Here is a 26,123-nt window from a genome sequence, read left to right as displayed (position 1 = left end):
GGCGCGGCGGCGACAGTCGATACATACGGGTCAGGGGTTCGGCTGTGCCTCGGCGCGTTCTGCGGCCCATGATCCGAGAAGCCGTATGCGTTCCGCGCTCGGCGAGCCCGGCTCAGCGGTGTACACCATGAGGACGGCTCCGGGATCGGCGGTGATAGCGAGCGCCTCGTAAGCGAGGTGAACCTCGCCGACGACCGGGTGGTTGAAGCGCTTCATGCCGGCCCCATGGGTTCGAACGTTGTGGGCACCCCACAGTTTTCGGAATGTTTCGTCGCGCGTGGAGAGTTCCCCGACGAGGTCTTGGAGTCCCTTGTCGTGCGGGTCGCGACCTGCTTCGGCGCGCATGATGGCTACACACATTTCGGCGAAGGTGTCCCAGTCGGGGTAGAACTCTCGGGACGAAGGATCCAAGAACTGGAATCGAGCGAGGTTGGGCGTTCGTCCACCGTCCCCGATCACAGGGGCGTAGAACGCTTTCGCGAGTTCGTTCGTCGCCAGCAGATCCTGACGTTGGTTGCGTACGAAGGCAATCCCGTCCGTTATCGAATCGAGGGCCCATTGCAGGCTGATTCTCGGGGCAGCGGGGCGGGCAGCCTTACGTCGAGGACGTCCGGAGGTCGGTACTCCGTCCACAGCTCGCGCAAGGTCGAGAAGGTGTGCATGTTCGGTGTCGTCGAGTTGTAGTGCGCGCGAGAGGGCATCGAGCACGGACGCCGATGCACCGCCGATGGCACCGCGCTCGATACGCGCGTAGTACTCGACAGAGAGGCCGGCAAGTGCTGCCACTTCGCTTCGTCGTAATCCGGCGACTCGGCGACGGCTGCTTCCACCCGTGATACCGGCCGCATCCGGGGTGAGCCTGGCTCGGCGGGTCATGAGGAACTCGCGTACCTCTGCCTTGTTGTCCATGCGGTCCAGCCTAAGTCTGCCGGTCGAATCGAGCGACGCCCTGCTGATACATCCTTCGTGATGACGCATCGGTAAATTTCGAGGTCGCCGGTGCAAGCAGATCGCCGCCTGCACCGGCTACCCCTACTCGATCAGACCAGGGTCGAGGTATCGATGACGAATCGGTAGCGAACGTCGGAGGAGAGTACCCGTTCCCACGCGTCGTTGATCTTGTCGGCGGAGATGACTTCGATGTCGGCTCCGAGGTGGTGTTCGGCGCAGAAGTCGAGCATTTCCTGCGTTTCGGCGATCGATCCGATGGCCGATCCTGCGAACGTTCTGCGGTGGGGGATGAGCGAGAAGACCTGCAACGGAAGGGGTTCTGCGGGAGCACCCACGTTGACCATTGCGCCGTCGACGGCGAGCAGAGACAGGTGTGCGTTCAGATCGATCGAGGCGCTGACGGTGTTGATGATCAGATCGAATGTGGACGCGAGCTTCTCGAATGTGTCGGGGTCACTGGTTGCGTAGTAGTGGTTTGCTCCCAGTCGAAGTCCGTCCTCCTGCTTCTTCAGCGACTGCGACAGAACCGTCACCTCGGCACCCATGGCGTGGGCGATCTTGACGGCCATGTGGCCCAACCCGCCCATGCCGACCACCGCGACCTTCTTGCCGGGACCGGCTCCCCAGTGCCGGAGCGGTGAATAGGTGGTGATCCCGGCGCACAGCAGCGGCGCGGCGGCGTCGAGCGCGATGCCCTCGGGGATCTTCACCACGAAGTGTTCGGTGACGACGACCTGTTGGGAGTAGCCGCCCTGGGTGGTCGTGCCGTCGCGGTCGGTGCCGCCGTAGGTCTGAATGTTGCCGACGAGGCAGTACTGTTCGAGACCCTTGACGCACTGGGCACATTCGCCGCACGAGTCGACCATGCAGCCGACTCCGACACGATCGCCGACGGCGTGCATGGTGACCTCGGATCCGACCTCGGCCACTGTTCCTGCGATCTCGTGGCCGACGACCAGCGGGTACGGTACCGGGCCCCATTCGCCGCGCGCGGTGTGAATATCGGAGTGGCAGATGCCGGCGAACTCGATGTCGATACGGACGTCGTGTGGTCCGAGGTCGCGGCGCTCGATCGTGATGGGGGACAGCGGCTGGTCGGCTGCGGTGGCGGCGTAGGCCTTCACGGAAGTTGTCATGTTTCGATGAAACATGAGTCGGCGAGATCGAGACAGTCTCTGACGAGAGGTGTACCAGGAGAGCACCCTTTGTCGGTTCTGCTGGAGATCGTCCACCTGCTGCTGATCTGCGCCTGCTTCTCTCCGCGTCGACGCGAGCCGGGTGAACTGCCGTGGTTGTCCAATCCTGATGTGGCGCAACAGCAGAACCGTACCACCTCAGTGCCGCAGGTCTTTTCGCATGATCACCCGAGGGAAGCCACCCGACACCGACGTTGTTTCGACGGCGAACTCGAAGCCCGCCGACTCGAACAGCCGACGGGTTCCCACGTATGCCATGGTGAGATCGACTTTCTTGCCCTCGTTGTCGACCGGATACCCCTCGACCGCCGGGGCACCATGGTCGTCCGCGAACCGAACGGCACCGTTCAACAACGCGTGTGCGATTCCGCGTTTTCGGTGGCCGGCCTTCACCCGGAAGCACCAGACCGTCCAGACCGGCAGATCGTCGACGTGCGGAATCTTGTTGGACCGCGCGAACGGTAACTCCGAGCGCGGTGCAACCCCCGCCCAGCCGACCACCTCGTCGCCGTCGTAGGCCAGTACCCCCGGCGCGACTGTTCGACGGGTCAGCTTCTTCACGTACTCGGCGCGTTCGGGGCCGACGAGTGCCCTGTTGGTCGCGGAATCGATTCGGTGGCTGAGGCACCAGCAGACCGAGGACGTCGGGTTCTTCGGGCCGAGGATTTCACGCAGATCCGCGAACGACGTGGCCGGCCGTATCGAGAAGCTCACCCGCCGACCATACCGAGCATCGATGGATGCTGCCCCGGAACAGGCACCCGGTGTCCGGACGAACCGGTCCGGAGTTTCCGCGTCTCGACCCGGTACGGTCGTGGCGTGGACACTTCGATCGTCGATGCACCCGGCGGTGCGCTGTGAGTATTTCCTCGAGCGACCGCACGTTCCTGGTCCGTGCTGTGGACTTGGCGGCGGAGGCGGTGCGGACGGGCAACGATCCGTTCGGTTCGGTGCTCGTCTCGGAGGGCGGGGAAGTGTTGGCCGAGGACAGGAATCGGGTGGGCGACCGGAACGATCCAACCCAGCACCCCGAGATCGCTCTGTCACGTTGGGCCGCTACCAATCTGAGCCCTGTTCAGCGTCGAGCGGCGACGGTCTACACCTCTGGTGAGCATTGTGTTATGTGCGCTGCGAGTCACGGAATAGTCGGGCTGGGGCGCATCGTATACGCGACGTCCACCGCTCAATTGCTCACCTGGCTCCAGGAATTCGACGCTGCACCACTCGCGATCACACCGTCGCCCATCGAACAGATCGTGCCGGGAATCGTGGTGGACGGGCCGGTCGCCGAGTTCGGCGATGCTGTTCGTGAACTACACCGGCAACGTCACGCGTCTGCGCAGTAGAGAGCAACACAGAGGGGAAGGCCGTGCCGGACGGCATCGAGATCGACAACAGGCAGCGTACGAGTGCGATGACAACCGCCCTCGCAGTGACCGGTTGCGTCAGCGTCCTTCTCGCGTGGCTCGAGTTCGTTCTCATCCGTCAGCAGTTCGCGGTGGGATTGTGGGTCATCGCCATGGCAGTGGTGGCGATATGGCTCGTCTCATCCGATGCCGGGAAGCCTGCAGCCGTAGGCACTTCGCTCGGCGCTGCCGTCGTCGTCACTCAGGTCGCATGGCTGGTGACGGGCTTTCACGCACTGTGGGTCTTGTGCTTGACCGCGGCGATTGCGCTCGGATTCTTCCTGCTGGCTTCGGCTTGGGCGGGCCGTTCGGTGGGCTCGTCACCTCGGGCCGGTATCCGTAGGGCGGTTGCCGTCGTACCGGCCGGTTTCGCTGCGGCGAGTGCGGTGGTGGTCTCCGCGCTGGTGATAACTACCGCAGCCAGTCCGGCACCGCTGATTCGATCGCTGCACGCGTTGGGGCAGAGCAACTCCTTCGCGTCCGACGCGCCGACAACGACGACGTTTGTCGACGGGGCCCGTGTCACCAGCGACGTCGAATACGGCTCGGCGCTACCGAATTCGTTTCTCGACATCTACATCGCGGACAACGATGCATCGATCAGCCGGCCCACGTACGTATCGGTTCACGGTGGTGGCTGGATAGTCGGAGACAAAGCGGACGGTGCTCCCAGCACAGATTCGGACGGTGCGTCCTGGGCCGGCACCATGCTCGACGCCGGTTACAACGTGGTGTCGCTGAACTACGCGTTCGCGCCGCAGTACCGCTTCCCCACGCAGACAATCCAACTGGGCCAGGCCATGCGCTTTCTCGACACGAACGCCGACCGGTACGGACTCGACATGAGTCGCGTCGTGCTCGCCGGAACCAGCGCGGGTGGCCACATCGTGGGCAATTACGCCATTGTGCAGACCAACCCCGATTACGCGCGCGCACTGGGCGTCGAACCGACCCAGGACCGAAATGCCTTGAAGGCGATCGTGTTCGAAAGCGCTGCCCTCGACGTCGGGAGAGCGGGTACACCACAATCACCGAGCCCGTCGAACGGCTTCTTTTTCGACATCGCGGCCCGAAGCTACCTGGACACCACCGACACGGCGCTGCTGGCGCAGGCGAATGTCACGGACAACGCGACAGCCGACTTCCCTCCGAGTTTCATCTCAGACGGCAATACCGGCACTTTCCCGGACCAGGCAGCCGATCTGAGCGCCAAGCTGGACAGAGTGGGCGTCGCCAATCGCCTGAACCTGTACAGCAAGAACGAGGCGAGACTCGACCATGGATTCATGGCGGTGAGTTCGCAGTGGACCGATGACTACAACCGTCTCAGGATCGAGTTCCTCCGAGACTTCGTCTGATCTTTCACCGAGAGATGGATCCTCGAGGCGTGCAATCAGTTTTTCGGGACGGGGTCTTGCGGTGAGCTTTGCGATCGGCCCGGGTCCAAGCAGTGACATCGACACTCGACCACTCGGCAGCCCTCGGGCGACCGCTCAGTTCTGGGGAGCCTCGTCGGTCGGAGGATGCGGCACGTTCTCTTCGTCCACGTGCGCGCCTTCGATTGCATCGGTCTCGGCGGTGTGGTCACGCGGACCGTCATTGCTGCCGTGGGACGGTACTGCTTCGCTTGCATCGCTGGGCATCGTCATGGAATCTCCTAGTGGTCGAGGCGACCGGTCGCCGGTATCAGGACCTCCTGGGAGTGCCCCGCTGGACACAGAACTACACACGGTCAGGCTTCAACGCGTCGGCGAGCATGTGCATCGCTGCTGTGGTGGACAGCGCACGCACACTTGCCCGGTCGCCGGGGAGATGAAGCGTGCGGGTCGAGGTCGGTCGGCCGACAGCGGCAATAGCGAAGCAGACGGTGCCGACCGGTTTGAGTTCCGTGCCGCCGCCCGGTCCCGCGATTCCGCTGGTGGATACGGCGATGTCGACGCCCAGTCGGGTCCGTGCGCCCTCTGCCATCGATGCCGCGACCGGTTCGCTGACGGCTCCGTGCTGTTCGATGGTCTCCGCGGGAACGTCGAGCAGGCCGATCTTCGCTTCGTTCGCGTACGACACCACAGCGCCGATCACATACGCAGACGAGCCTGCGCGGTCGGTGAGCCGGGCCGCGATCATGCCTCCGGTGCAGGATTCCGCAGTGGCGATTGTTCGGCCGGTCAGTCGGTCGGCCACGATGTCGTCGATGGTGGATCCGTCGGTCGAGAAGACTTGTGCACCATGGTGTTCGTCGATGAGGCCGACGAGGTCGGAGTATGCGGTTGCTGCCGATTCCGCATAGCGGGTCACCATCTCGAGCTCACCGAGACTCAAGCAGGTGGTGATTTCGAGTGCGTCGAATCCTGGGATGGCACTTTCTGCCGTCCGCAATGTTGCGGCGAGATCGGCTTCGGACAGCCTGTATGCGCGAATGGTGTCCTGGCGGATCTGCGCGCGCCGAGACAAGACCTGGGCTATGGGCGCGCACGCGAGTGCCTCCGTCCACATCGCTTGTAGTTCGCGAGGAGGACCGGGCAAGATCAGCACTGCGGGAAGCGTCCCAGAATCGTTCGCTGATATCGCCACGCCAGGCGCAGTCCCGGTTGGCGAAATAGATTGCGCACCTTCGGGAACCATGGCTTGCTTGCGAATTCCCGCCTTCAGCGGCTCGGAGTCGACCGCGGAGCTGAGCCGGCTGCGCCAGCGCTCGACGATCTCGGAGATTCCCTTCTCGAGCTGAACGTCGAGGTGCATTTCTCGGCCGTACAACGCAGCGACTGTCGCCACCGTGAGATCGTCGGCGGTCGGACCGAGGCCTCCGGTTGTGACGATCAGATCGACGCGCTGATCCGCGAGAAATCGCAGTTGTGCCGTCAGGTCATCGGGTCGGTCGCCACAGATCGTGATGTGTGCGACGTCGATGCCCAGCTCGAGGAGTTGCTGGGCTACCCACGGGCCGTTTCGGTCGGCAACCCGACCGGCCAGCACTTCGGTTCCTGTGACCACTACACCCGCTCGCACAGTCATTCTTCGACCTTACTGTCCCGGGGTTCGAGCGGAGCTGCGGTGGCCGCTCTTCGTCGCATGACGTCAGTGGGTGCGCGAGGTGGTGGACACCAGCAGTGCACGCGCGGGTTCGTCGCCGAGTGCGCGGACGGAGTGAGCGTTGAGCGACGGGAAGTGCAGCGCATCTCCGGTTTCGAGTCGAACACTGTCGTTTCCGATGGTGACCTCCACCGAGCCGTCCAGTATGTAGAGCCATTCCTCGCCGGCGTGGTGGGCAGTCGGGGCATCCGAGGCGGGCGGGATGGTCAACAGAACGGCATCGATACCGGGATAGTTGCCGGACAGGGGAGTCATCGCTCCGTTGGCAGAACCGTGGCGACGCTGCTCTGCGACTCTCACCAGGTGAAACGCGAGAGTCGGCTCCTCGGCGACGAGTTCGCTCAACGTCACTTGGAACACGCGTGCAAGTTCGATCAACGTGCCCACCGACGACTGCCGACTCCCTGACTCGATGCGCGAGAGTTGCGTGGTCGACAGGCCGACCCGCTCCCCGAGGGCGGCCAGTGTCCAACCCCGTTCGCGCCGAAGACTCGCGATCCTGCGTCCGATCCAGTTCTCGTCACTCGGATGGCCCGGCATGGAAGAAATGGTACGCACCCCGACAACAGAATATTGCCTTGTGGGTCATACAAATTGCCCATGGGGTTGATTTGTCGGCGCCCGCCTGCGATGGTCGATTGCGAGCCATGGCGATTCGAGGATGGGAGCACCGGTGACCGATACCGGCTCGGAACATCCGTCCGGCAGCCCGGAGGGTTCCGATCGAACTGCTCTCTCCGTGGTGGGAACGGATGCCGCTGTGGCAGCAATCGTTCTGCTCGGCCTCGATCTACGCTTGGTGTTCGGGAGCGCGTCGGCGGTGCTGGCCGAAATTCGACAGTCCTACGCTCTGGGGTCCGGTTCGGCCGCACTACTGACCACAGGGCCGGTCCTGTGCCTGGGTGTTTTTGCCGTCGCCGCGACTCGGACGGTTCGGCGATGGACCGTACCCGTCGTGCTGACCGGATGCCTGATGCTGATTTTCGTCGGGACCGCGCTGCGGGGCGCGCCTTTGTGGCCGGCGCTGATAATCGGAACTCTGCTCGCCGGGATGGGCATCGCAGTTGCGAACGTTCTCGGTCCGGTGTTGATCCGACTGCTTTTCCCACACCGAATCGGACTGATGACGGGCTTGTTCACGGCACTGGTCAGTGCCAGCGCAGGAATCGCCTCGGGAGCCACGATTCCGATCGACTCGTCGGTATTCCACAACTGGCGAACGACTCTCATGGTCTGGGCGGTACCGTCCACCGCCGCGCTGGGGGCCATGGCACTTCTCGCGTGGCGGTATCGCCACGTCGACCGGACGACGACCTCAACGGACCGATCTGCCGAACCGAAGTGGCAGACCGCTGTTCTGCGATCATCTGTCGCCTGGGCTGTCACCGGATTCATGGGACTGCAATCGTTGCTCGCGTATTCGATGATTGCGTGGCTCCCCACGATCTACCGGGATCGCGGGCTCAGTGCCGAGAATGCGGGACTGCTGCTGACTGCGCTGTCGGTGTCGAGCATCGCCACGGCGCTGACCGTCCCCGTACTCGCCGCCCGCATCCGTCGGCAGAGTGTGCTCGCAATCGCTGTCGTCGCATTGTCCGTCGTCGGACTGATCGGTGTTCTGGCAGGCAGTATCGAGCTGGCTCCAATGTGGGCGATTCTGCTCGGACTCGGTCAGGGAGGGCAACTTTCGCTCGCTCTGACGCTGATCAATCTACGAGCTCCGAATACAGCGACGGCAACTAGCCTGTCGACCATGGCGCAATCGATCGGCTACCTCGTTGCCGCAGCGGGACCCGTCGTGGCGGGTGCGATCCACAGCTCGACCGGCTCGTGGACTGCGCCCCTACTCGCATTACTGGCGGTCATGGTTCCGCTGACACTGTGCGGATGGATGGCCGGGCGAGATTCGCCGGTGACGTTCGTCCAACCCTGATGGTGGCCTATCTTGATCTCGATGCGTATTGCAGTGGTGGAAGACGACGACGGAGTCGGTGATGCGTTGGTGGACGCGTTGACCGAGGTGGGTCATACGCCTGTCCGCATGCGCCGCGGTGCCGACGTGTTACTCGGCTATCACGAGATGGACGTTGTACTACTGGATCTCGGGCTACCGGACATGGATGGCCTCGAAGTCCTTCGGAAGCTACGGACCCTGAGTTCGGTTCCGGTGGTGGTGCTCACCGCGCGCGACGACGAGCGGTCGGTGGTGCGGGCTCTGCGCACCGGCGCGGACGACTACGTGGTCAAGCCGGCTCGGTTGGGGGAGTTGCATGCCAGGCTCGAGGTCGCGGCGCGTCGTCGGCGCGCGGCGAGCGATGCCGGCGCAGACAGGGTGGTGCTCGGCGACATCGTTGTCGACCTCATCGGACGAGGGGTCGAAGTAGACGGACGAGACATCGCACTGACCACCAAGGAGTTCGACCTTCTGGCTCATCTGGTGACTCGACGCGGCGAAGCGGTGAGCCGGGAACAGTTGATGGACGCCATCTGGGGTGACGCGTACGTCGCGATTTCGCGGACGCTCGATGTGCACATGACGGCCTTGCGATCCAAGCTCGATCGGCCGGGCACCATCGTCACCATCCGCGGCTTCGGCTACCGCTGGGACAGCTGACGTGCGCCTGCGTGTACTGATGGTGCTGATGATCTACTCGACTGTCGTCGTGCTGGCGTTGGCGGTGCCGTTGGCAGTGTTGGTGGGCAGGGAGCGGGCCCAGAGATTCACCGAGAACAGGACAGCCGCCGCAACGTTTTTCGCCGATCTGGGTTCGCGGGAGGACCGGTCCGGGATTCCTCGCCTTCAGGAGTCTGTCGATCGTTACAGCAATTTGTACGACGAGGGAATTGCCGTCGTCGACCGCAACGGTCAGGCGCGTGCACTGTCCGGTCTGGACTTCGACCGCGCCGACGTCCAGCAGGCCATCGCGGGAGCGTTGCGAAATCAGCGGGGTGACCTACCGTCGAGTCTGTCGCCGTGGTCGCAGTCGACGGCGTTGATCACTGCCCCGGTCGGCGGGGGAACTCAGGTGGACGGCGCGGTGGTCCTCGAGGCGTCCACTACCTCCGCCCGTCGGGACGTCGGTACTGCCTGGATGGTGATCGCCGGCGGAGCTCTCCTGATTCTCGCAACGGTGGCGGTGATCGCTGTTGCGTTGTCACGCTGGGTTGTTCGGCCACTGACCGCACTGTCGTCGCGCGTTCACTCGTTCGGCGGCAAGTTCCACGATCGGTTACCGATCGGCGAGGCCCCGACGCCGGAGCCGGCCGCATACGATGGGCCACCGGAAGTACGCGAACTGTCCCGGGCGTTCGACGCCATGGCCGACGATGTCGAGGCAGCAACCGCTGCGCAGCGCAGGTTGGTGGCAGATACTGCTCATGCGCTGCGTAACCCGTTGGCTGCGTTGAGAATTCGAAACGATGTGCTCGGAATGCGCGTACCCGAGTCGGCGACCGAAGCGCACCGTCGGACCACCCTCGAAGTCGACCGCCTCAGTGCCGTCGTCGAAGACCTGCTCGTCCTCGCTGCCGCCGAAACCCCGTCCAGCACCCGATCGACGGGGTGCGACTCGGGCGCTGTCATTGCGGATCGGGTGGAGTTCTGGTCGAGTGCAGTGGTTTCGGCAGGAAAGAGTGTCCACGTCACGACGTGGGAGTCCGAGGAGGACGGCCGAGTGACGATGCCCGGGGACGACCTGACTCGAATCTTCGATGCCCTTTTGAGCAATGCAACCAAGTACGCAGGGGCCGGTTCGGACATCGAGATCGGGCGTCGGACATCGGACACCGACATCACGATGTGGGTGTCCGATACCGGGCCCGGCGTTCCTGTCGACGAGCTGCCGAAGGTCGCCGATCGATTCTTTCGGGCGTCGACTGCTCGCGGGGACGGAACCGGCCTCGGTCTGTCCATCGTCCGTGCGCTCGCCGAGCGAGCGGGCGGATCCATCCGGGTCGAGGCGCGTCGACCGTCTGGACTGCGTGTCGAGATTCGGCTACCGAGGGTCGTTTCCTAAGGGAGTGTTAGGAATCGTGAAACAGCTTGGTTTCGGGCTGTGCTTGCCGTCACAGTAGGGGGACTTCGGTTGCCGATTGCCAGCCGTCAGCCCACCGCCCGCTGAATGTGGAAGGACCAGAGCATGGCCAACGAGGCCACGTCGATCACCGGTTCGCCGGGATCGACCCCACCCATCTCGTCTCCCGCCGCCACCCGTCGCGCCGTGTACAACACGTTGCGTGGGTCGTCGGGCAACCTCGTCGAGTGGTACGACGTATACGTCTACACCGTCTTCGCGACTTATTTCGAGAATCAGTTCTTCGACTCGGCAGACAAGAACTCGACGATCTACGTCTACGGCATCTTCGCGGTCACCTTCCTGATGCGTCCGGTCGGTTCGTGGTTCTTCGGACGCTACGCAGACCGACGAGGCCGTCGTGCCGCGTTGACGTTCAGTGTTTCGATGATGGCGGCCTGCTCGATGGTCATCGCGTTCACCCCCGGGCGGGAGAGCATCGGCGTGTGGGCCGCCGTCATCCTCATCCTGTGCCGTCTGGTGCAGGGCTTCGCCACCGGCGGTGAGTACGGGGCGTCGGCCACCTACATGTCCGAGGCCGCCACCCGTGAGCGTCGCGGCTTCTTCTCCTCGTTCCAGTACGTCACGCTGATCGGCGGACACGTTCTGGCGCAGGTGACGCTGTTGCTGATGCAGGTCTTCTTCGAGCGGGAACAGATCGAGGACTTCGGTTGGCGGATCGCGTTCTTCATCGGTGGCGTCGCCGCAGTGGTCGTCTTCTGGCTGCGCCGCAGCATGGACGAGTCGCTGACCAAGGATCAGCTCGAGGCCGTGCGCAGCGGAGCCGATCGATCTTCGGGATCCATGAAAGAGCTGGTCACCAAGCATTGGCGCGCCCTGCTGATCTGCTTCATGGTGACCGCTGGTGGCACCATCGCGTTCTACACCTACAGCGTCAACGCACCCTCGATGATCAAGGCGGCGTACGAGGACCGCGGAATGACCGGAACGTGGATCAATCTGTTCGGGCTGGTTTTCCTCATGCTGCTGCAGCCCATCGGCGGGTTGATCAGCGACAAGGTCGGTCGCAAGCCGCTGCTCGTCTTCTTCGGAGTCGGTGGGGTGCTGTACACCTACGTACTCATCACGTATCTGCCGTCCGCCACGTCGGTGGTGCAGTCCTTGGCGCTGGTCTGCGTGGGTTACGTCATTCTCACCGGCTACACCTCGATCAATGCGATCGTCAAAGCCGAACTGTTTCCCTCGCACATCCGTGCACTCGGCGTCGGTTTGGGATACGCGCTCGCGAACTCTGCCTTCGGCGGTACCGCCCCGTTGATCTACCAGGCCGCGAAGAACGGCGGGCACGTCGGCTGGTTCATCCTCTACGTCACGATCGTCATCGCCATCTCGCTCTTGGTGTACGTCTTCGTCCTGCGGAACAAGACCGAGACCGTGCTCGACCGCGAGCAGGGGCGAGCGTTCGAGCAGTCCACCACGTCATAGGGTGACTGACATGAATCCGCCCGCAGCGTCGTTCTCTCGGAGGACGGCGTTGCGGGCGGGTCTAGTTTCCTTTACGGCTGCCGCGCTGGGTGCGTGCACATCGGAGTTGCCGACCCAGTTGCGTCTCGCCGCCGGTGAGATCGGTGGCTTCTTCTGGGAGTTTGCAGGCTTGTTGGCCGACGGTGCCGCAGACGCCGGTGCTGCGGATATCGTTCCGCTGACGTCGGCCGGCTCGATCGACAACCTCGAAGCCCTCGGCACCGGACGGGCCGAGTTGGCGCTGACTCTCATCGACGCGGCGTACAGCCATCCGAGTGCAGATCTCGCGGCGGTCGGGTGCGTGTACGAGAACTACTTTCAGGTCGCGGTACGAGCGGACTCCGCCATCCGGACCGCAGGAGATCTGCGGGGTCGCCGGGTGAGTATCGGAGCCGCGGGGTCCGGTGCGACCATGGTGTCGCAACGTGTCCTCGACGCGGTGGGTGTATCTGGGTCGGCTGCAGTCGAGCAGGTGCAGTTGCCGATGAGCGCGGCATCGGATGCGTTGGCCGACAACGAGATCGACGCAGTGATGTGGGCGGGTGGATTGCCGACCCCGGCGTTCGCCGAGCCTCGAACTGCGATCCGCTTGCTCGATCTGGGAGCCGTCGTCGCTGATCTGCGCCGCGAATTCGGTACCGCCTACGAGGCGGTGCTCGTTCCGGCGAACGTGTACGGCGAGCACCCCGAGGTGACGACCGTCGGGATTCCGAACGTGCTCCTGGCGCACCCCGAGGTGCCCGACGCCGTTGTCTCGAAACTGGTGGGTGTGCTGCTGGATCGATCGTCCGCGCTGGTTCCAGGACAGGCGGTCGGGAGTCAATTCCTCGACGCCCGCTCGCTCGTCATGACCGGCAGCATCCCCCTGCATCCCGGGGCCGAACAGGAATACCGAAGACGGCACGGGTGAGCCGGCTCAACGTGGACTAACGCGCGATCGACTCCACTCGCGCCTCGAAATCGAATCTGTTGATCGCGCCCAACCCGGTTGCCTCCTCGGTACCGATCAACGAGGCCATCGCCGAACCCGCATCGGCCGATACTCGACCGACTCCGGCCTGTGCCGTCGGGTGGTGTACCGACAGCCGCAGAACCTTTGTGCCGCTCCCGGCTTCGTTCCAGATGCTGACCTTGTCGAGCGGCGAGGGCAACTGTGGCAGTGGTGCCTGATCGACGATGCGGACGGATCCCCCCTCGGAGATCCCGCCGGCGGCGTCGGCGGTAGCGCCTACGCCCGGCAGATACGCGATGTCGAAACCGGCTCCGTGCATCAGGTCGTAGATCTTTCGGTTGTCGGTCACCTGTTCGACGGCATAGAAATGGTAACCCGAGGCGGCGTCGTGGCGGTCGACCGACAGAACTCGCTCGCCGAAGGCGAACGGTCCGTCGAAGGGGACCCCGTCGATAGTGCCGCTCTGGCATGTCTCGACACCCATGAGCAACGATGAACTGCCGGGTACTCCGGGGCCTCCAGGAAGTCCGAAGAAGCTCGACGAGGTGTACCCGTCGGGCAGTTCAGCGTCGGCGTTGGCCGGCGGCACCGAGACGATGGCCGACACTTCGACGCAATCTCGGGCGTAGAACCCGCCGATGTCGGTCGGCTCTGCCGCGCCCGCGGTGGGGGTCACCCCCACACTCAGCAGAAGGGCAAACCCGGTGGCCAGTGACAGTCGGCGGTAGCGAATCCAACTATGTTGCACAGCAGTGCCTTTCCGGGACAGTGGTGGAATCAGTTCAGGGCGACGAGTTCATGCAGGGTTCTGCCCGTGCGAACATCGGTGACGCCGTCTCGGACCACTGTGAGCTCGAATGTGGAATCGAATCGGAAGTAGCCCGGATGGCCGACGAGTCGGTACAACAGCGGGCGGAACACCTTGTGCCCGGCGACCGGCACGTCGTCCAGTAGGTCGTGCGCGTGCACCACGGTCTCGACGGTGAGTACCAACTTGACGACGCCGGGGATCTCGATCTTCAGCCATTCCGGATACTCGCGGTTGGCAATCGCGTTGTACTTCATCGGCCCTTCGGAGACCTCCGCCTCACCCGAGCTGAGAATGACCTCGCCCTTGTACGCCAGCATCATCGGCCGGCTTTCATGCGCATCGAGGCGTTCCTGCGTCTTCACCAGTGCGTAGAGCAGCGAGTAGTCGTCGTCGTACAGGCGGCCCCAGTGCCACCGATCGATGACGCTCTTCATATCGCCTGCACCCCAGTTGTGGTCGGCGTATCCCCTGCCGGACACAGCTTTCGTCCTTGCTCCGATCGTGATCGACCCCTCGACACGTGCACGTGGAGCAGCGACGACCCAGCCGAACACGTCGGTTTCGCCGAACAAGGTTTCGCCCTCGCCGGGCATCCAGCTGGGTAGCTCGTTGTGGAACCGCAGATCGAACGTGACGTTCTCTTCCGAGAGCGACAGATGATGAATGGGCAGACTGTCCGGAGGAAACTCGGCCCAGGCGTGATTGGGGCCGACCCGAACATCGCAATGAGACATCGACGCCGAGGACTCCTTCTTCGAGTACCGCTTGAAGATCTGACGGCGGGTTCCATCCGGTGCGTAGATCAGGATCTCCACGCTCGGCTTGGCCACCATTGCCGGCTCCTCCGGTCGGCGCAGGTTGAGGAAGCCGATGATGGTGTGTCCGTCGTCGAGATGGGCATCGAAGTACCAGTGCTCGAAGCCTGTTCGGCTGCCCGGCACGGGGTGCGCACCGTTGTGCCTGGGCAGAACTGTGGTCAGGGCGGCGTCGGTCCTGCCGGGCCCGTTCCAGGTCTCGACGATTTCGGGGGATGTCATGTGTAACTCTCCGCTTCGTTTGCTGGTTCCGGGCATCACAGGCCGTCGAAGCCGATGTGTACCGTCTTTTCCTCGGTGTCGCCCTCGAGTCCGGATCGACCGAGTTCGCGGCCGATGCCGCTCCCTGCTCGACCGCCCCAGGGCAGTGCCGGATCCGGCACACCCCATCCGTTGACCCACACCGTTCCCACTCGGAGCTTCTCGACGACGGAATGGACACGGGAGATGTTCTGCGAGTAAACCATTGCGTTGAGTCCGTACCGAGTGTCGTTGGCGATACGAATTGCTTCCTCGGTGGTGCGGAAGCTGATCACCGTGGCGACCGGGCCGAAGATCTCGTCGCGTGCAATGGTGAGTTCGTTGGTCCCGCGGAACACCGTGGGCTGCGCGTAGATTCCCGTACTACGTTCGCGCTTACCGCCGTACATCAATTGTGCGCCTTCGGATATACCGGAATCGATGTATCCCTCGATGCGGGCGAGCTGCTTCGCGTTGACGATGGTCCCCATGGTGGACCGGTCGTCGAAGGGATCTCCGACCACGGCGCTCTCTGCGGCCGCAACGAGCCCGTCGACCACCTGATCGATGACGGACTCGTGCGCCAGCACCCGCGTCCCGGCAGCACACACCTGACCCTGATGATAAAAGTTGCCCATCGCGATCCAGGGCATCGCAGCGTCGAGATCCGCATCCTCGAAGATCAGCTGGGGTGCCTTTCCTCCGAGTTCGAGAACGAGCTTGCGAAAGCTGTCCCCCGCGAAGCTCTGAATCGATTGCCCCACAGCGGGGCTGCCGGTGAACGAGACCTTGTCGACCCCGGGGTGCGCGGCCAGGGCCGCACCGGCGACGGGACCGAGACCGGTGACCACATTGATCACACCGTCCGGAATGCCTGCCTCGGCGGCGAGTTCGGCCAGTCGCAGCGTGGACAACGAGGCATCCTCGGCCGGTTTGACGACGACGGTGTTCCCCGCGGCGAGAGCCGGTGCCAGCTTCCAGGCAGCGATGAGGGCCGGGTTGTTCCACGGTGTGATGGCGGCAACGACACCGAGCGGCTGGCGGACGGTGTAGCCGAATCGGTTCTGCGGACCGAAATTCGGTAGCGACATGGTCGAGCCGGAGATCTTGTCGGCCCACCCGGCGAAGTGACGGAACGCCTCGGCGGCACAGGGAATGTCACCGCCGACGGAGTCGCGAAAGAGCTTGCCCATCTCGACGGCTTCGAGGGCAGCGAGAGTCTCGGCGTCCGCATCGATGAGCGCCGCCAACCGAGTCAGTGCCTTTCCTCTCTCGGGGCCGCTGGTACGCGACCACTCACCGTGCTCGAACTGCTCACGTGCAGACCGAACTGCCGCATCCACGTCCTCCTGGCCGGCCGCGGCGATCTGGGCGACCACCTCGCCGGTGGCAGGATTCGTCGAGGTGTACGTGGCACCGTCGGCCGCGGCGATACGTGCGCCACCGATGCGAAGCAGTGGCTCGGGTAGATCGAATTCAGGTCGAGTGATGTCGGCTGTGGTCATCGTGGATCTCCTGTGGATGCGGAATCTCGGGGAACGAAATGTCGTTGCAAGCCGCTCCACGAAGAGTCGTAGTCCGGCTGGCGGTGCCCAGCACTGTGCGCGAAGTCCGTCGTGATCAACGGAAGTCGGGTCTCGAACATGAAGGCCAATGAGCCGTCGAACTTCTGGGGCACCAGCTCTGCATTCGACGCGGTGGTGAACGTTTCGAGGTCGGGCCCGTGGGCTCCCCACATGTTGTGCAGGCTGGCCCCGCCGGGGACGAAACCTTCGGCCTTGGAATCATGCTGTCCACGAACGAGTCCCATGAACTCGGTCATGATGTTGCGGTGGAAGTGGGGCGGCCGGAACGAGTGTTCGGCAACATTCCATCGCGGAGGGAAGATGGCGAGGTCCACATTGGCCTGGCCGGGTCGCTCGGACGGCGAGGTCAGAACGGTGAAGATGGATGGGTCGGGGTGATCCCACCCGACGGTGCCCATGGTGTTGAAACGGTCGGTGTCGTATTTGTACGCACTGTGTGTGCCGTGCCAGGCCACGACGTCCAAGGGGGAGTGGTCGTATTCCGCTGCCCAGAGTTGGCCGCCGAACTTCTGGACCACCTGCACGGTGTCCGTACGATCCTCGTACGCGGCAACCGGATACGAGAAGTCACGGGCATGCGCCAGGCCGTTGGATCCGATGGGGCCCAGTTCGGGCAGGGTGAAGTAGGACCCGTAGTTCTCGCAGACGTAACCGGAGGCCGAATTCGCGTGCAGTGACACCCGAAATTTCACTGCACGACCGATCACGGCGATCTCGCCGGGCAGGACGTCGAGGAGTCCGAACTCGGTATGCAGTCGTATTCCACCCGATTGCGGAACGACGAGTATTTCTCCGTCGAGATCGGCGAAATACCGGTCGGTCATCGACCTGGTCGCGTGGTACATGTGCACGGCGATTCCGTTGCGCCCGAGCGCATTACCGTTCGCTGCCATGGTGTACATGCTGTCCAGGAAATCCTCGTCCGGCCACGGGGTGTCCAGCGGATTCCAGCGCAGACGATTGACGTCGAGTACGCCGTCGACCAAGGGAGCGGATCGGAAGTGGCGGTTGTCGATGCGCTCGAACCTCGGGTGCCGCGCCGATGGGCCGATACGGTAGACCCAACTGCGCCGATTGATTTCGCGCGGCTCGGTGAACGCGGTTCCCGAGAGCTGCTCGGCATAGAGGCCGTAGGGCGCTCGCTGCGGGGAGTTCTGACCCCACGGCAGGGCACCGGCGATCGCCTCGGAATGATGTTCGTTCCCGAATCCGGTCTGATATTCGAGGTTCTCGGTCATCGGCGCAATGCTCCCTGGGCATCGAATTCGGCCTCTCGGCCGTCCATTTGGGCACGAAGCCAGCTGCGGCGGTGCGCGTCGGCAATTCGTTCCATTCTCGCTGCGACCCCGGGAACGATTCGGCGAACGAGCTCGAGCGCGGTGATGAGAGGGAATCGCGCGAGTACGATCAGAATCCATGGGAACGCCGAAGGCATATCGTATTTCGCACGCGTCGCCGGGCCCATGAACAGCGTGGTGTACGCGCCGTAGATGCCGTAGTTGTACCGAGCACGTAGGCGCGCCAATCCCTTCTGGTGCGGCCTGGGCGCAAAGCTGGCGGGAAACGATTCGATGAGTTCCTTGCCGTGTACCCCGGCGTCGTGACTACGTGCTGCCGAGACCATGGCCGTCATGCGCAGTGAGTCGGCGATGGTGGTCGGGAAGTTGTCCACGTTCACCCCGAGCAGATGACCCATGAACTTCTGAAAATGCAGCAGCGCGCGAATTTCGGTGGGTGTGGTCTGCAGCCCGACGAGTCGCAGGGCCAACGCGGGTACGGTGCTGCCACCGAGCAGCGTCAGCATCTGATAGCCCTGGCTGATGGGGTAGCCCCACTTCTCGGTGTGCCATTCGGGATGCCCGTCGATGCGGCGTCTGACTGCAACGTGCATCACCCGCACCTTCATCGCGGTTGCGCGGCCGGTCGATCCGATGCTCAGCAGTGCCCCCGGCTCCGACGTGTCGACCCAGAACTGGCAGGTTTCCAGAAATCGACGTAGTGCGTTGTCGCCTGCGTAGCCGCCGGCGAGGGACAGCGGTGTCGCAACGGCGGCCTCGGTGTACATCTCGAGGGTGATGCCGCCCGCAACAGCGAACAACATCGTGCCCCAGCGCCGCCAGATGGCCGCGCCCTGTTCGACGAGCTCCGGCCGCACCCACTCCGGCAGCGTCTCGAACTCGTCGAAGAGAACACGCATGCTGGCCGGTACGTCGTCGAGTGCGTCGATGCCCTCCACCAACGCTCGGTCGAGAAGTGCGCGCCCGGCCTTCGGATCAGAAGCGAACACCTCGTCGACGAAGTTCTCGGCGACGGGGTCTCCGTGGAACAGGCTGTCGCAGAAGTCGGCGGCGAGGTCGTCGGACGGAAAGAGCGACGTGCCGAACAGCTTTCGCACCGTCGATTCGACTCGGGCGAGACGCGGGTTCTTCCGATGCTCCCAGTAGGTGAAGGCGGTCGGTACGCGTCCGGTGTCCGCGGTGAGGGTCATACGTTCTTCTCCATCCAGGTGCCGCATTCGTCGGTGACGGTGCCGACTCCGTGGGGTTGGTCGACGAGATAGTGATTGAGTTCGGGCAGCTCGACGAGTGTCGAGTCTGGACTGGCGTCGTGCATCGAGCGGGAATCTCCGGCGAAGGCTGCTTGATCGCCGAGCAGCGAGACGATCAGCGTCGGTGCATCGATCCTCGGTAGATTCTTCAAAGCGTCGGCTCCGGTGTGATCCGAGCTCCAGGTGCTCAGCCAACTGCGTACCGACACGAATCGTGCGAGCCCGCCGGCAGCGGTGTTGGCGCGCTGGGGATCTCCGTACATGCTTCCCAGTTGCCGGTCGCTTGGATCGAGCGTGAGGTCGACGAATCGAGGGTCTGCGACCGTACGGTGGACCACGAATGCGTGATCCGACGCGCCCCGGACCGACACGGTGTCGAGTTCGCGGATTGCCCAATCGTCGATTCTTCTGATGCGTTCGAGCTGCGCCGCGCGGTACTGCTCGACCCAGTTCCGATCGAGGGGAATGTTGCGATCGGGACTGTACAGATCGAGCTCTGGGTCGGTGGAGAACGGATCGTTCTCGTCGGTGACCGCGGGGTCGATCCAGTGCCGCAGTACGCGCGCCCGCCCGGAGTGAGCTCCGACGAGCATCAGTGCATCGGCCGGGACCAGCGCGGGGCCGTCGACCTCGACGGTCGGCGACTCCGCCTGCTCCTGGTAGTAGGTCGACAGCGAGCCGCCGCCACTGAACCCGAGAAGAACGACCTTCTCGAAGCCGAGTTCGTTCTTCATCCAGCGCACACCGGATCCGACATCGGCGATCGCGCGTTCCATCAACAGTGCCGGTTCGTTGGAGCTGTACCGAGTGTTCAGTCCCATGATCGGCAGACCTGCCTCGGCGAAGCCGCGAAGTAGGAAGTGCGACAGGAAGTCCGAGGTGGGATGTGCGAGAAGGATTCCGACACTGCGGTCGTGGTGCTGCGGGGCAACGAGATTGGCGTGCAGCGTGGGGTAGTGCCGGGACAGGCCCGAGTGCATTTCCACCCGGCCGTCTCGGGCTGGTTCGTATTGGATTCTCTGGAAATTGTCGACGATCACTTGAGGGTCCGCCTCCTAGGACGAATGCGATCCGAGTCACAGGAACGTACCATACTTCGAGGTATGGACAAGTCCCGTTCTTTTCGTTCATTCGGCTGCGAAACGTCCATACCGTGTAGTACGGTCGGTTGGTTCTGGACTGAGAGAGTGATATCGATGAGTGAGCGAGAAGCAGTGCTGGAGAGCGCATCCGAATCGACCGAGGATGCGCCGGATGTCGATGACATCGCTGTCGACAAGGACGAATCGAACGATGAACCCAGGCGTCCGCTGCGGCTGCGTCGCAGTCTGATCGGGTTCGCTGTGCTCGGGGTCGTGGCGCTCGGCGCGAGCAGTGCACTGCTGCTGCATCAGCATCAGAAGTTGGCTGCTGCACAGGACCTTCAGCAGCGCTATCTGCAGGTTGCCCGCCAGAGCGTGCTCGATCTGACCACGATCTCAGCGTCGACCGTCGACGACGATGTCGCGCGAGTTCTGGAGCGTTCGACAGGCACGTTTCGCGACCAGTTCGGCGAGCGAGCAGATGATTTCGTCTCGGTGGTGCAGCAAGCCGATGTGCAGGCGACGGGGTCCATCACCGAAGCGGGAATCGAGAACGCCGACGACCGCACAGCGAGTGTTCTCGTGGCAGCGACGTCGAGTGTCACCAATTCGTCCGGCGCGCAGGAAGAACCGCGAGTGTGGAGACTGCGAGTGACCCTCGACAACGCCGGCGAGTCGATCTTGGTCTCCGATGTGGAGTTCGTCCCGTGATCCACCATCGGCTACTGGTAGCGGGCCTGTCGGTGCTGCTCGTCGGCGCCGGCGCATCCACGGCCTCGCTCTACGTGATGAATCGAGCCGACGAAGAGCAGCAGCAGGTGCGCTCGGCAATCAGTGACGCGGCCGACGACGGTGCCGTCGCGGTCCTGTCCTACCGCGCCGAGTCGGTCGACGCCGACATCGAGCATGCCGCGTCCTTCCTCACCGGCGATTTCCTGAACTACTACAGCGCATTCGGTGCCGAGTCCATCGCTCCGGCCGCGAAAGATCGCGGAATCACCTCGAGTGCAACGGTATCGGCCAGTTCAGTGGTGTCATCGTCGGAAGACTCGGCGGTGGCACTGGTGTTCGTGAACCAGAACATCACCTCCACCGACGCACCGGATCCGAAGGCCGCATCGAGCAGCCTCCGGATCGAACTCACCCAGGTCGACGGCCGGTGGTTGATCTCCACACTCGATCCGATCTGACTCCGAGGACGTCGTGGGCGCTCAGCCCCCGCCAGGGACCAGCAGGCCGTCCAGGGTCTGCGTCGTGGTGTCGAGGTTCTCGTCGACGTATCGCCGACCGTCGCGGGCGATGTAGGAACTATCGGTCGTGTCGTATTCGCCGGTGGATGCCACCGGGTCGCGGCATAGTTCCACGGTAGCGGCACGACGCCCGGGAAACTCCATGCACGGAAGGTTTCTCGCGCCACGAATGGCAGTCGGATCGGCCGGATCGACCTTGCAATAGAGCCCGCCAGGAGTGGGGATGGTGTCGATCTCGGTGGGTGATCGGCGTTCGGATGCCGGTAGGAACCCGGTGGTGCAGGGCGGTGGGTCGTTCACCTGCGCCGCGAAGTACGTGTTCTGGCCCGGCTCGCCGGACTGGGAATTGAGCATTCCTGTTCCCTGTGTCGCTGCGATGAGGGGCGGGTACAACACCAGAATCTGTTCGATCGACGGGTTGTAGACCACGGCAACCTGTTCGACGGTCGTCAGATTCGCCAGTAGCAGAGGCAGTGTCGGCTGCAGCTGCTGGAACAACGCGGTCACTTCCGTGGCCATCGGTGTGCCCTTGTCGATCAGGGAGCGGATCGACGCGTCGCGGTCGCGTAGTTCTCCGGTGACACCGGTCAGCGATGCCGCCCAGGCTCTGATCGACTCACTGCTCGCTGCGGCGGTAGTCAGGACGGGGTCGGCGTTGTCGATCAGTCCGGTGATCGACGCGGCATCGGCGTTCGCGTCGGCGCTCAGGGTCCGGAACGAGTCGAGGAGTTCGGCTACGTTCGTTCCGTTGTTGCCCAGCGCTGCAGCGCTTTCGTCGAGCACGCTCCGAAGGTTGTCGGAGCCGATGGATGCCAACGCCGTCTGCAGCAGGTCGATCGTGGGCCCAACCTGATCGGGGACCGATGTCCTGTCCCGGGAAATCACCGAACCGTCGGACAGATACGGTCCGTCGGACGAGTCGGGGACGATGTCGATGTATTGCTCGCCGATCGCGGACATGGAGTGGACGTCGGCTTCGGTGTCGGCGGGAACTGCGACATCCGACTCGAGTGACAACACTGCCCGCGCTCCGTCACCGTGGCTGGTCAGCTCGACGACCCGGCCGATTTCGGACCCTCGATACGTCACGTTGGCTCCGGTGTACAGACCGGCACCGTCCGCGAGTTCGACGGCGACTCGATAGCGGCCGATGCCGAGCTGTTCCGACACTCGCGCGAAGTAGATCCCGGTGGTCGAGGTCGAGACCACCGCGACCACCAGAATGATCCACAGCTTGCGATGGAGAGACTGCTTCGGTGTCATGGAGTGCCTGCCGGTGGGATGAGAAGATCTGTGGTCGACGGGATCGTCGCTGCCGGGCTGGGTGAGAACGATCCGAGTGCGCCTTCGAGCGGCGTGCCGAGAAACAGCGCATTGTCGAGGGTGTCGAGCCGAAGGTCCAGTGTCACATCACCGTTGGCGTAGTCGCCGCGCACCGCATTCTGGTAGGTGTCGATCGGAAACGGATACGTGAGTAGGTAGCGGAACGAGTCGGTCAGTGACGTACCGGAGTCTGCCAGGGAGGCCAGGACCGGACGCAACTCCTCCAGTTCGGCGACCAGGTCACCGCCGGTGTCGTCGACGATCTCTTTCGCGGTGCTTCCCAGCGTGCCTAACGAGACCAGCGCGGTGGTCAGATCCTGTCGGCGATCGGACAAGACGTCCAGTGCAGGCCCGAGTGTCGTGACGGCGTCGGCAAGCACCTGGTTCTGAGCCGCGACGTCGGCGGCGAAGCGATCGAGGTTGTCGATGGAGCGTTCGATGTCGGCTTGCTGTTCGACGAGACCGTCGAGAAGGGTGTTCAGACGATCGATGAGAGCGCGAACCGATTCCGGCCGTCCACCGAGTGCGGCGTCCAGCTCGTCGACGATGTCACCGAGTTGGGGAAGTCCGCCGCCGTTCAGCACGAGCGAGAGCGAGGACAGCGTCTGTTCGGTGGTGGGGTACGCGCCTGCTCGATCCAGCGGGATGACATCTCCATCGGCGAGACGGCCGGTGGGTGACACGGCGGTAGGCGGCGACAGTTCGATGTGGGTGGAGCCGAGAAGGCTGGTCTGTCCGACTGCTGCCACGGCGTTCTCCGGCAGCTCCACGCCCTGGTCGATGTGCACGGTGACGACCGCGTGGCCGTCGTCCAGTTCGATGTCTGCGACGCGTCCCACCGTGACGTCAGAAGCGAGCACTCGCGAATTGCGGTCGATGGTGGATACGTCCGGCATCTCGATGGTCACCGAATATGCGCCTGGCCCTTCGCCTTCGGTGCCGGGGAGCGGGAGGGAATTGAGACCTTGCCAGCCACACCCGGAGGTCAGCAGAACGAGTGCCACACCGGTGAGCGGCAGTATCGAACGACGCTTCGGCGTGCGCGTCGTCATTGCCCGCCTCCCGGAAGGAGGAGGTCCGTCAGCGACGACGGCGAGGGTGCCGGGGCGGGGAATGGTGCCGGGGCGGCCGGTACGAGCTCGGGTTCGCTGTAGACCAGCTGATCGGGGAGTGCGCCCACTCCGTGAATCGGGTTGGTGGACAAGGGAAGATAATCGAAGGCCAGTGTTTTCAGCAACGGACCGAGGTACTGCACGCACAGATTCGCCCCTTCCTGAGCTCCGACTTCCTCCGCTGCGGCAATGGCAGAACAGATGAAGTCCATCGGATTGGCGAAGTTGTTCGGTGCCAGCGCGGAGACGATCGCATTGTGAGCCGGCTGGTAGATGTTGTTCAGGTTCGACAACGCGGTCGGGGCGACATGGAGTATCTGCGCGATTCCGTCCCGTTGCGCGGCGAGTTCACCGATCACGCTCTGCAGGCTGCGGAGAGTGTCGTCGAGACCGTCTCGATTGGCGGCGACGAAGCGCTGCACATCGCCCACCGCGACATCCAGTGACGTCAACGCGGTACCGATCTGTTCGGAGTTCGTATCCAGGACCTCGGTGATCGACGCCATCGAGTTGTTGAAGTTCACGATCTGCTGTCCGCTCGCCGACAGTGCAGAGACGAATACCTGCAGGTTCCGGACGACGGCGAACAGGTCGGTTCGGCCGTCGGACAACGTCTTCAGCGCATCGGAGAGCTGACTGACCGTAGTGGCGATGTTCTGCCCTTGACCTCGCAGGTTGGCATCGGCAGCGTCTACCAGGGCCCCGAGAGGTGCCTGTCGATCAGGTGTCGCGGTTCCCAACGCGTCGGCCACCCGGGCGAGCTGGGCCTTGATCTGATCCCACTCGACCGGAACCGCCGTGCGCGAGATCGGGATTCGTTGCCCGTCGTCCATTGCCGGGCCACCGGTGTAGGGCGGGGTGAGTTGGACGAAACGGCTGGCGACCAGGCTCTGCGAGACGATCACGGCCATGGCATCGGCGGGTACCGGATAGGACGAGTCGACTTCGAGCTCCACGTCGGCGTGATCGCCGCGGGGTTCGATCGACCGGACGGAGCCGACATCGACTCCCATGATCTTCACGTCGTCACCGACGTACAGGCCGGTGGTGCTCGAGAATTCGGCGACTATAGACGTGGTGATCATGCGAGGGACCACGGTGTACGAGACCGCGGCCAGCACCGCCAAGCCGGTTCCGATGGCGGCCAGTTGCCACTGCCGGGCCGTCACCGCGGCGCTCCGTCGATGACGGAGAACGGGTTCACGGTGGCAGATTCGCCGGGAGCCGGACCGAGTCCGAGGGCGGCCCGAATGAACGGAGAGATGATCTGCCCGGGGATCAAGTTCTGAATGTACGAGTTGAAGAACGGTCCACTCGACACTGCTTCACCGAGTTGGGTGATGTAGGGACCCAGGTTCTCGATGGCCTGACCGATGTTGTCTCGGTTCTGTTCCAGAACCTCGAGGACCGAATCCAGTGAGGCGAGCGTCGACCCGAGTTGGGCCTCGTTGTCTGCGACGAGGCCGCTCAGATTCTGGGCGAGGTCGGTGACACTGTCGAACAGCCGGTCCACGGCGGCTCTGCGGCGATCGAGTTCACGCAGGATCGTGTCGGCATCGACGACGAGAGTGTCGATCTGTTCGCTGCGAGTGGCGAGTACCCCGGTCACTTGTTCCGCTGCCGCCAGCAGCGACCGCAAGGATTCGTCCCGGGATGCGATGGTCTGCGACAGTCGACCTACACCGTCGACAGCGGCCGCGAGGTCGGCGGGTGTCTGCTCGAGTACGTCGGTGGTCAAGCGCATGGCGTCGGTGAGTCCATCGGTGTCGAGTTCGGTGACATCGTCGGTCAGATCTCCCAGCGCGTCGGTCAATTGGTACGGGCTCGTGGTGTTGTCCAGCTGGATCCGAGCCCCCGAACTCAATCGGCCGCTGGTGCCGGGATCGATGCGCAGGTTCTTCGTACCCAGCACCGTCTGTGTCGGTATGGACAGACGGGTATCTTCTCGCAGTACGACGTCGCCGCTCACGGTGAACGTGATTATGACTGTGTCCGAGTCGATTTCGATGTCGGTAACTGTGCCCACCGTAATCCCTGCGACCTCGACATCGGCACCGACGGCGAGCCCCCCGGTGTCCCGAAATGTGCCACTGTATTCAGAGCTGGCCGACAATATCGGCAGCGATGACACATTCGTCGCCACCAGCGTCAGCAGTATCGCCAGGACGGTACCGACGATACCGAGTCGGAGCATATTGCGACC

The 26,123-nt window shown here is 63.7% G+C and carries 25 protein-coding genes; 9 read left to right on the top strand and 16 right to left on the bottom strand.

Annotation, left to right across the window (positions count from 1 at the left end):
• Positions 1 to 30: 30 nt before the first annotated feature.
• The 3 genes from CH294_RS02070 to CH294_RS02060 all read right to left on the bottom strand — a co-directional run bounded on the left by CH294_RS02070 (position 31) and on the right by CH294_RS02060 (position 2,861).
• Complete coding sequence (locus tag CH294_RS02070; protein ID WP_094736864.1) at positions 31 to 909, bottom strand: helix-turn-helix transcriptional regulator; 879 nt, start codon at positions 907 to 909, stop codon at positions 31 to 33.
• Between the two features lie 131 nt (positions 910 to 1,040).
• Positions 1,041 to 2,087 carry an NAD(P)-dependent alcohol dehydrogenase gene (locus CH294_RS02065; RefSeq protein WP_094736863.1) on the bottom strand — a complete coding sequence of 349 codons (1,047 nt, stop codon included), beginning with the start codon at positions 2,085 to 2,087 and terminating at the stop codon, positions 1,041 to 1,043.
• Between the two features lie 198 nt (positions 2,088 to 2,285).
• Positions 2,286 to 2,861, bottom strand: coding sequence for a GNAT family N-acetyltransferase (locus CH294_RS02060; RefSeq protein ID WP_094736862.1), 576 nt, complete (start codon positions 2,859 to 2,861; stop codon positions 2,286 to 2,288).
• A gap of 143 nt (positions 2,862 to 3,004) precedes the next feature.
• Here CH294_RS02060 and CH294_RS02055 point away from each other — a divergent pair, with 143 nt between their 5' ends.
• Positions 3,005 to 3,493, top strand: coding sequence for a nucleoside deaminase (locus tag CH294_RS02055; RefSeq protein ID WP_094608362.1), 489 nt, complete (start codon positions 3,005 to 3,007; stop codon positions 3,491 to 3,493).
• 68 nt (positions 3,494 to 3,561) lie between these two features.
• Positions 3,562 to 4,911 (top strand): alpha/beta hydrolase, encoded by a 1,350-nt coding sequence (locus CH294_RS02050; RefSeq protein ID WP_094736861.1) that lies wholly within the window; start codon positions 3,562 to 3,564, stop codon positions 4,909 to 4,911.
• 135 nt (positions 4,912 to 5,046) lie between these two features.
• Here the strand turns inward: CH294_RS02050 and CH294_RS27345 are convergent, their stop codons facing one another.
• From CH294_RS27345 to CH294_RS02040, 3 genes are all read right to left on the bottom strand, one after another.
• Positions 5,047 to 5,202 (bottom strand): hypothetical protein, encoded by a 156-nt coding sequence (locus CH294_RS27345; protein ID WP_170944554.1) that lies wholly within the window; start codon positions 5,200 to 5,202, stop codon positions 5,047 to 5,049.
• 73 nt (positions 5,203 to 5,275) lie between these two features.
• Positions 5,276 to 6,565, bottom strand: coding sequence for a competence/damage-inducible protein A (locus tag CH294_RS02045; RefSeq protein ID WP_094736860.1), 1,290 nt, complete (start codon positions 6,563 to 6,565; stop codon positions 5,276 to 5,278).
• A gap of 63 nt (positions 6,566 to 6,628) precedes the next feature.
• Entirely contained in the window at positions 6,629 to 7,183 is a 555-nt protein-coding gene (locus tag CH294_RS02040; RefSeq protein ID WP_094736859.1) for an XRE family transcriptional regulator, read from the bottom strand.
• A gap of 133 nt (positions 7,184 to 7,316) precedes the next feature.
• On the opposite strand from CH294_RS02040, the gene CH294_RS02035 reads away from it, so the two are divergent.
• From CH294_RS02035 to CH294_RS02015, 5 genes are all read left to right on the top strand, one after another.
• The gene (locus tag CH294_RS02035) at positions 7,317 to 8,576 is read left to right on the top strand and encodes an MFS transporter (RefSeq protein WP_170944553.1); all 1,260 of its coding nucleotides are present in this window, start codon (positions 7,317 to 7,319) and stop codon (positions 8,574 to 8,576) included.
• Between the two features lie 21 nt (positions 8,577 to 8,597).
• Complete coding sequence (locus tag CH294_RS02030; RefSeq protein ID WP_094736857.1) at positions 8,598 to 9,257, top strand: response regulator transcription factor; 660 nt, start codon at positions 8,598 to 8,600, stop codon at positions 9,255 to 9,257.
• A gap of 1 nt (position 9,258) precedes the next feature.
• A complete protein-coding gene (locus tag CH294_RS02025; protein WP_249304990.1) occupies positions 9,259 to 10,659 on the top strand; it encodes a HAMP domain-containing sensor histidine kinase in 1,401 nt (466 codons plus the stop codon).
• A 123-nt stretch (positions 10,660 to 10,782) separates the two neighbouring features.
• The gene (locus tag CH294_RS02020; RefSeq protein ID WP_094736988.1) at positions 10,783 to 12,162 is read left to right on the top strand and encodes an MFS transporter; all 1,380 of its coding nucleotides are present in this window, start codon (positions 10,783 to 10,785) and stop codon (positions 12,160 to 12,162) included.
• A 10-nt stretch (positions 12,163 to 12,172) separates the two neighbouring features.
• A complete protein-coding gene (locus CH294_RS02015) occupies positions 12,173 to 13,111 on the top strand; it encodes a TAXI family TRAP transporter solute-binding subunit (protein ID WP_094736987.1) in 939 nt (312 codons plus the stop codon).
• Between the two features lie 16 nt (positions 13,112 to 13,127).
• On the opposite strand, the gene CH294_RS02010 is transcribed toward CH294_RS02015, so the two are convergent.
• The 6 genes from CH294_RS02010 to CH294_RS01985 are packed head-to-tail and all read right to left on the bottom strand — an operon-like array spanning position 13,128 to position 20,193.
• Complete coding sequence (locus CH294_RS02010; RefSeq protein ID WP_141216433.1) at positions 13,128 to 13,901, bottom strand: hypothetical protein; 774 nt, start codon at positions 13,899 to 13,901, stop codon at positions 13,128 to 13,130.
• A 29-nt stretch (positions 13,902 to 13,930) separates the two neighbouring features.
• Entirely contained in the window at positions 13,931 to 15,001 is a 1,071-nt protein-coding gene (locus tag CH294_RS02005; protein ID WP_249304989.1) for a lipocalin-like domain-containing protein, read from the bottom strand.
• A 35-nt stretch (positions 15,002 to 15,036) separates the two neighbouring features.
• Complete coding sequence (locus tag CH294_RS02000; protein WP_094736854.1) at positions 15,037 to 16,524, bottom strand: aldehyde dehydrogenase family protein; 1,488 nt, start codon at positions 16,522 to 16,524, stop codon at positions 15,037 to 15,039.
• On the bottom strand, positions 16,521 to 17,843 hold the full coding sequence (gene hmgA / locus CH294_RS01995) for a homogentisate 1,2-dioxygenase (RefSeq protein ID WP_094736853.1): 1,323 nt from the start codon (positions 17,841 to 17,843) through the stop codon (positions 16,521 to 16,523). Before hmgA ends, CH294_RS02000 begins: the two co-directional genes overlap by 4 nt.
• Positions 17,840 to 19,093: an oxygenase MpaB family protein gene (locus tag CH294_RS01990; RefSeq protein WP_094736852.1), complete on the bottom strand. Its 1,254-nt coding sequence runs from the start codon at positions 19,091 to 19,093 to the stop codon at positions 17,840 to 17,842. The genes hmgA and CH294_RS01990 overlap by 4 nt, the downstream gene beginning before the upstream one ends.
• Positions 19,090 to 20,193, bottom strand: coding sequence for an alpha/beta hydrolase (locus CH294_RS01985; protein WP_094736851.1), 1,104 nt, complete (start codon positions 20,191 to 20,193; stop codon positions 19,090 to 19,092). The genes CH294_RS01990 and CH294_RS01985 overlap by 4 nt, the downstream gene beginning before the upstream one ends.
• A gap of 156 nt (positions 20,194 to 20,349) precedes the next feature.
• Here CH294_RS01985 and CH294_RS01980 point away from each other — a divergent pair, with 156 nt between their 5' ends.
• Together CH294_RS01980 and CH294_RS01975 are read left to right on the top strand one after the other, a co-directional pair.
• Positions 20,350 to 20,946, top strand: coding sequence for a hypothetical protein (locus CH294_RS01980; protein ID WP_249304988.1), 597 nt, complete (start codon positions 20,350 to 20,352; stop codon positions 20,944 to 20,946).
• Positions 20,943 to 21,425: a hypothetical protein gene (locus tag CH294_RS01975; RefSeq protein WP_032404146.1), complete on the top strand. Its 483-nt coding sequence runs from the start codon at positions 20,943 to 20,945 to the stop codon at positions 21,423 to 21,425. The genes CH294_RS01980 and CH294_RS01975 overlap by 4 nt, the downstream gene beginning before the upstream one ends.
• A gap of 21 nt (positions 21,426 to 21,446) precedes the next feature.
• Here CH294_RS01975 and CH294_RS01970 read toward each other — a convergent pair whose 3' ends face one another.
• The 4 genes from CH294_RS01970 to CH294_RS01955 are packed head-to-tail and all read right to left on the bottom strand — an operon-like array spanning position 21,447 to position 26,114.
• Positions 21,447 to 22,748, bottom strand: coding sequence for an MlaD family protein (locus tag CH294_RS01970; RefSeq protein ID WP_094736850.1), 1,302 nt, complete (start codon positions 22,746 to 22,748; stop codon positions 21,447 to 21,449).
• Positions 22,745 to 23,860 carry an MCE family protein gene (locus CH294_RS01965; RefSeq protein WP_032404144.1) on the bottom strand — a complete coding sequence of 372 codons (1,116 nt, stop codon included), beginning with the start codon at positions 23,858 to 23,860 and terminating at the stop codon, positions 22,745 to 22,747. Before CH294_RS01965 ends, CH294_RS01970 begins: the two co-directional genes overlap by 4 nt.
• On the bottom strand, positions 23,857 to 25,089 hold the full coding sequence (locus CH294_RS01960) for an MCE family protein (protein WP_032404143.1): 1,233 nt from the start codon (positions 25,087 to 25,089) through the stop codon (positions 23,857 to 23,859). Before CH294_RS01960 ends, CH294_RS01965 begins: the two co-directional genes overlap by 4 nt.
• Complete coding sequence (locus CH294_RS01955) at positions 25,086 to 26,114, bottom strand: MCE family protein (protein ID WP_249304986.1); 1,029 nt, start codon at positions 26,112 to 26,114, stop codon at positions 25,086 to 25,088. Before CH294_RS01955 ends, CH294_RS01960 begins: the two co-directional genes overlap by 4 nt.
• Positions 26,115 to 26,123 lie beyond the last annotated feature (9 nt).

Origin of the sequence: Rhodococcus sp. 14-2483-1-1, assembly GCF_002259335.1 — a bacterium.
GTDB lineage: Bacteria > Actinomycetota > Actinomycetes > Mycobacteriales > Mycobacteriaceae > Rhodococcoides.
This window is presented reverse-complemented; position numbering and strand designations above follow the sequence as displayed.

Excerpts from the sequence above, each read along its gene's own strand:
- CH294_RS02070 (WP_094736864.1), bottom strand. The coding sequence starts at position 909 with ATGGACAACAAGGCAGAGGTACGCGAGTTCCTCATGACCCGCCGAGCC.
- CH294_RS02065 (WP_094736863.1), bottom strand. The coding sequence starts at position 2,087 with ATGACAACTTCCGTGAAGGCCTACGCCGCCACCGCAGCCGACCAGCCG.
- CH294_RS02050 (WP_094736861.1), top strand. The coding sequence starts at position 3,562 with ATGACAACCGCCCTCGCAGTGACCGGTTGCGTCAGCGTCCTTCTCGCG.
- CH294_RS27345 (WP_170944554.1), bottom strand. The coding sequence starts at position 5,202 with ATGACGATGCCCAGCGATGCAAGCGAAGCAGTACCGTCCCACGGCAGC.
- CH294_RS02045 (WP_094736860.1), bottom strand. The coding sequence starts at position 6,565 with ATGACTGTGCGAGCGGGTGTAGTGGTCACAGGAACCGAAGTGCTGGCC.
- CH294_RS02040 (WP_094736859.1), bottom strand. The coding sequence starts at position 7,183 with ATGCCGGGCCATCCGAGTGACGAGAACTGGATCGGACGCAGGATCGCG.
- CH294_RS02030 (WP_094736857.1), top strand. The coding sequence starts at position 8,598 with ATGCGTATTGCAGTGGTGGAAGACGACGACGGAGTCGGTGATGCGTTG.
- CH294_RS02020 (WP_094736988.1), top strand. The coding sequence starts at position 10,783 with ATGGCCAACGAGGCCACGTCGATCACCGGTTCGCCGGGATCGACCCCA.
- CH294_RS02015 (WP_094736987.1), top strand. The coding sequence starts at position 12,173 with ATGAATCCGCCCGCAGCGTCGTTCTCTCGGAGGACGGCGTTGCGGGCG.
- CH294_RS02005 (WP_249304989.1), bottom strand. The coding sequence starts at position 15,001 with ATGACATCCCCCGAAATCGTCGAGACCTGGAACGGGCCCGGCAGGACC.
- CH294_RS02000 (WP_094736854.1), bottom strand. The coding sequence starts at position 16,524 with ATGACCACAGCCGACATCACTCGACCTGAATTCGATCTACCCGAGCCA.
- hmgA (WP_094736853.1), bottom strand. The coding sequence starts at position 17,843 with ATGACCGAGAACCTCGAATATCAGACCGGATTCGGGAACGAACATCAT.
- CH294_RS01990 (WP_094736852.1), bottom strand. The coding sequence starts at position 19,093 with ATGACCCTCACCGCGGACACCGGACGCGTACCGACCGCCTTCACCTAC.
- CH294_RS01980 (WP_249304988.1), top strand. The coding sequence starts at position 20,350 with ATGAGTGAGCGAGAAGCAGTGCTGGAGAGCGCATCCGAATCGACCGAG.
- CH294_RS01970 (WP_094736850.1), bottom strand. The coding sequence starts at position 22,748 with ATGACACCGAAGCAGTCTCTCCATCGCAAGCTGTGGATCATTCTGGTG.
- CH294_RS01965 (WP_032404144.1), bottom strand. The coding sequence starts at position 23,860 with ATGACGACGCGCACGCCGAAGCGTCGTTCGATACTGCCGCTCACCGGT.
- CH294_RS01955 (WP_249304986.1), bottom strand. The coding sequence starts at position 26,114 with ATGCTCCGACTCGGTATCGTCGGTACCGTCCTGGCGATACTGCTGACG.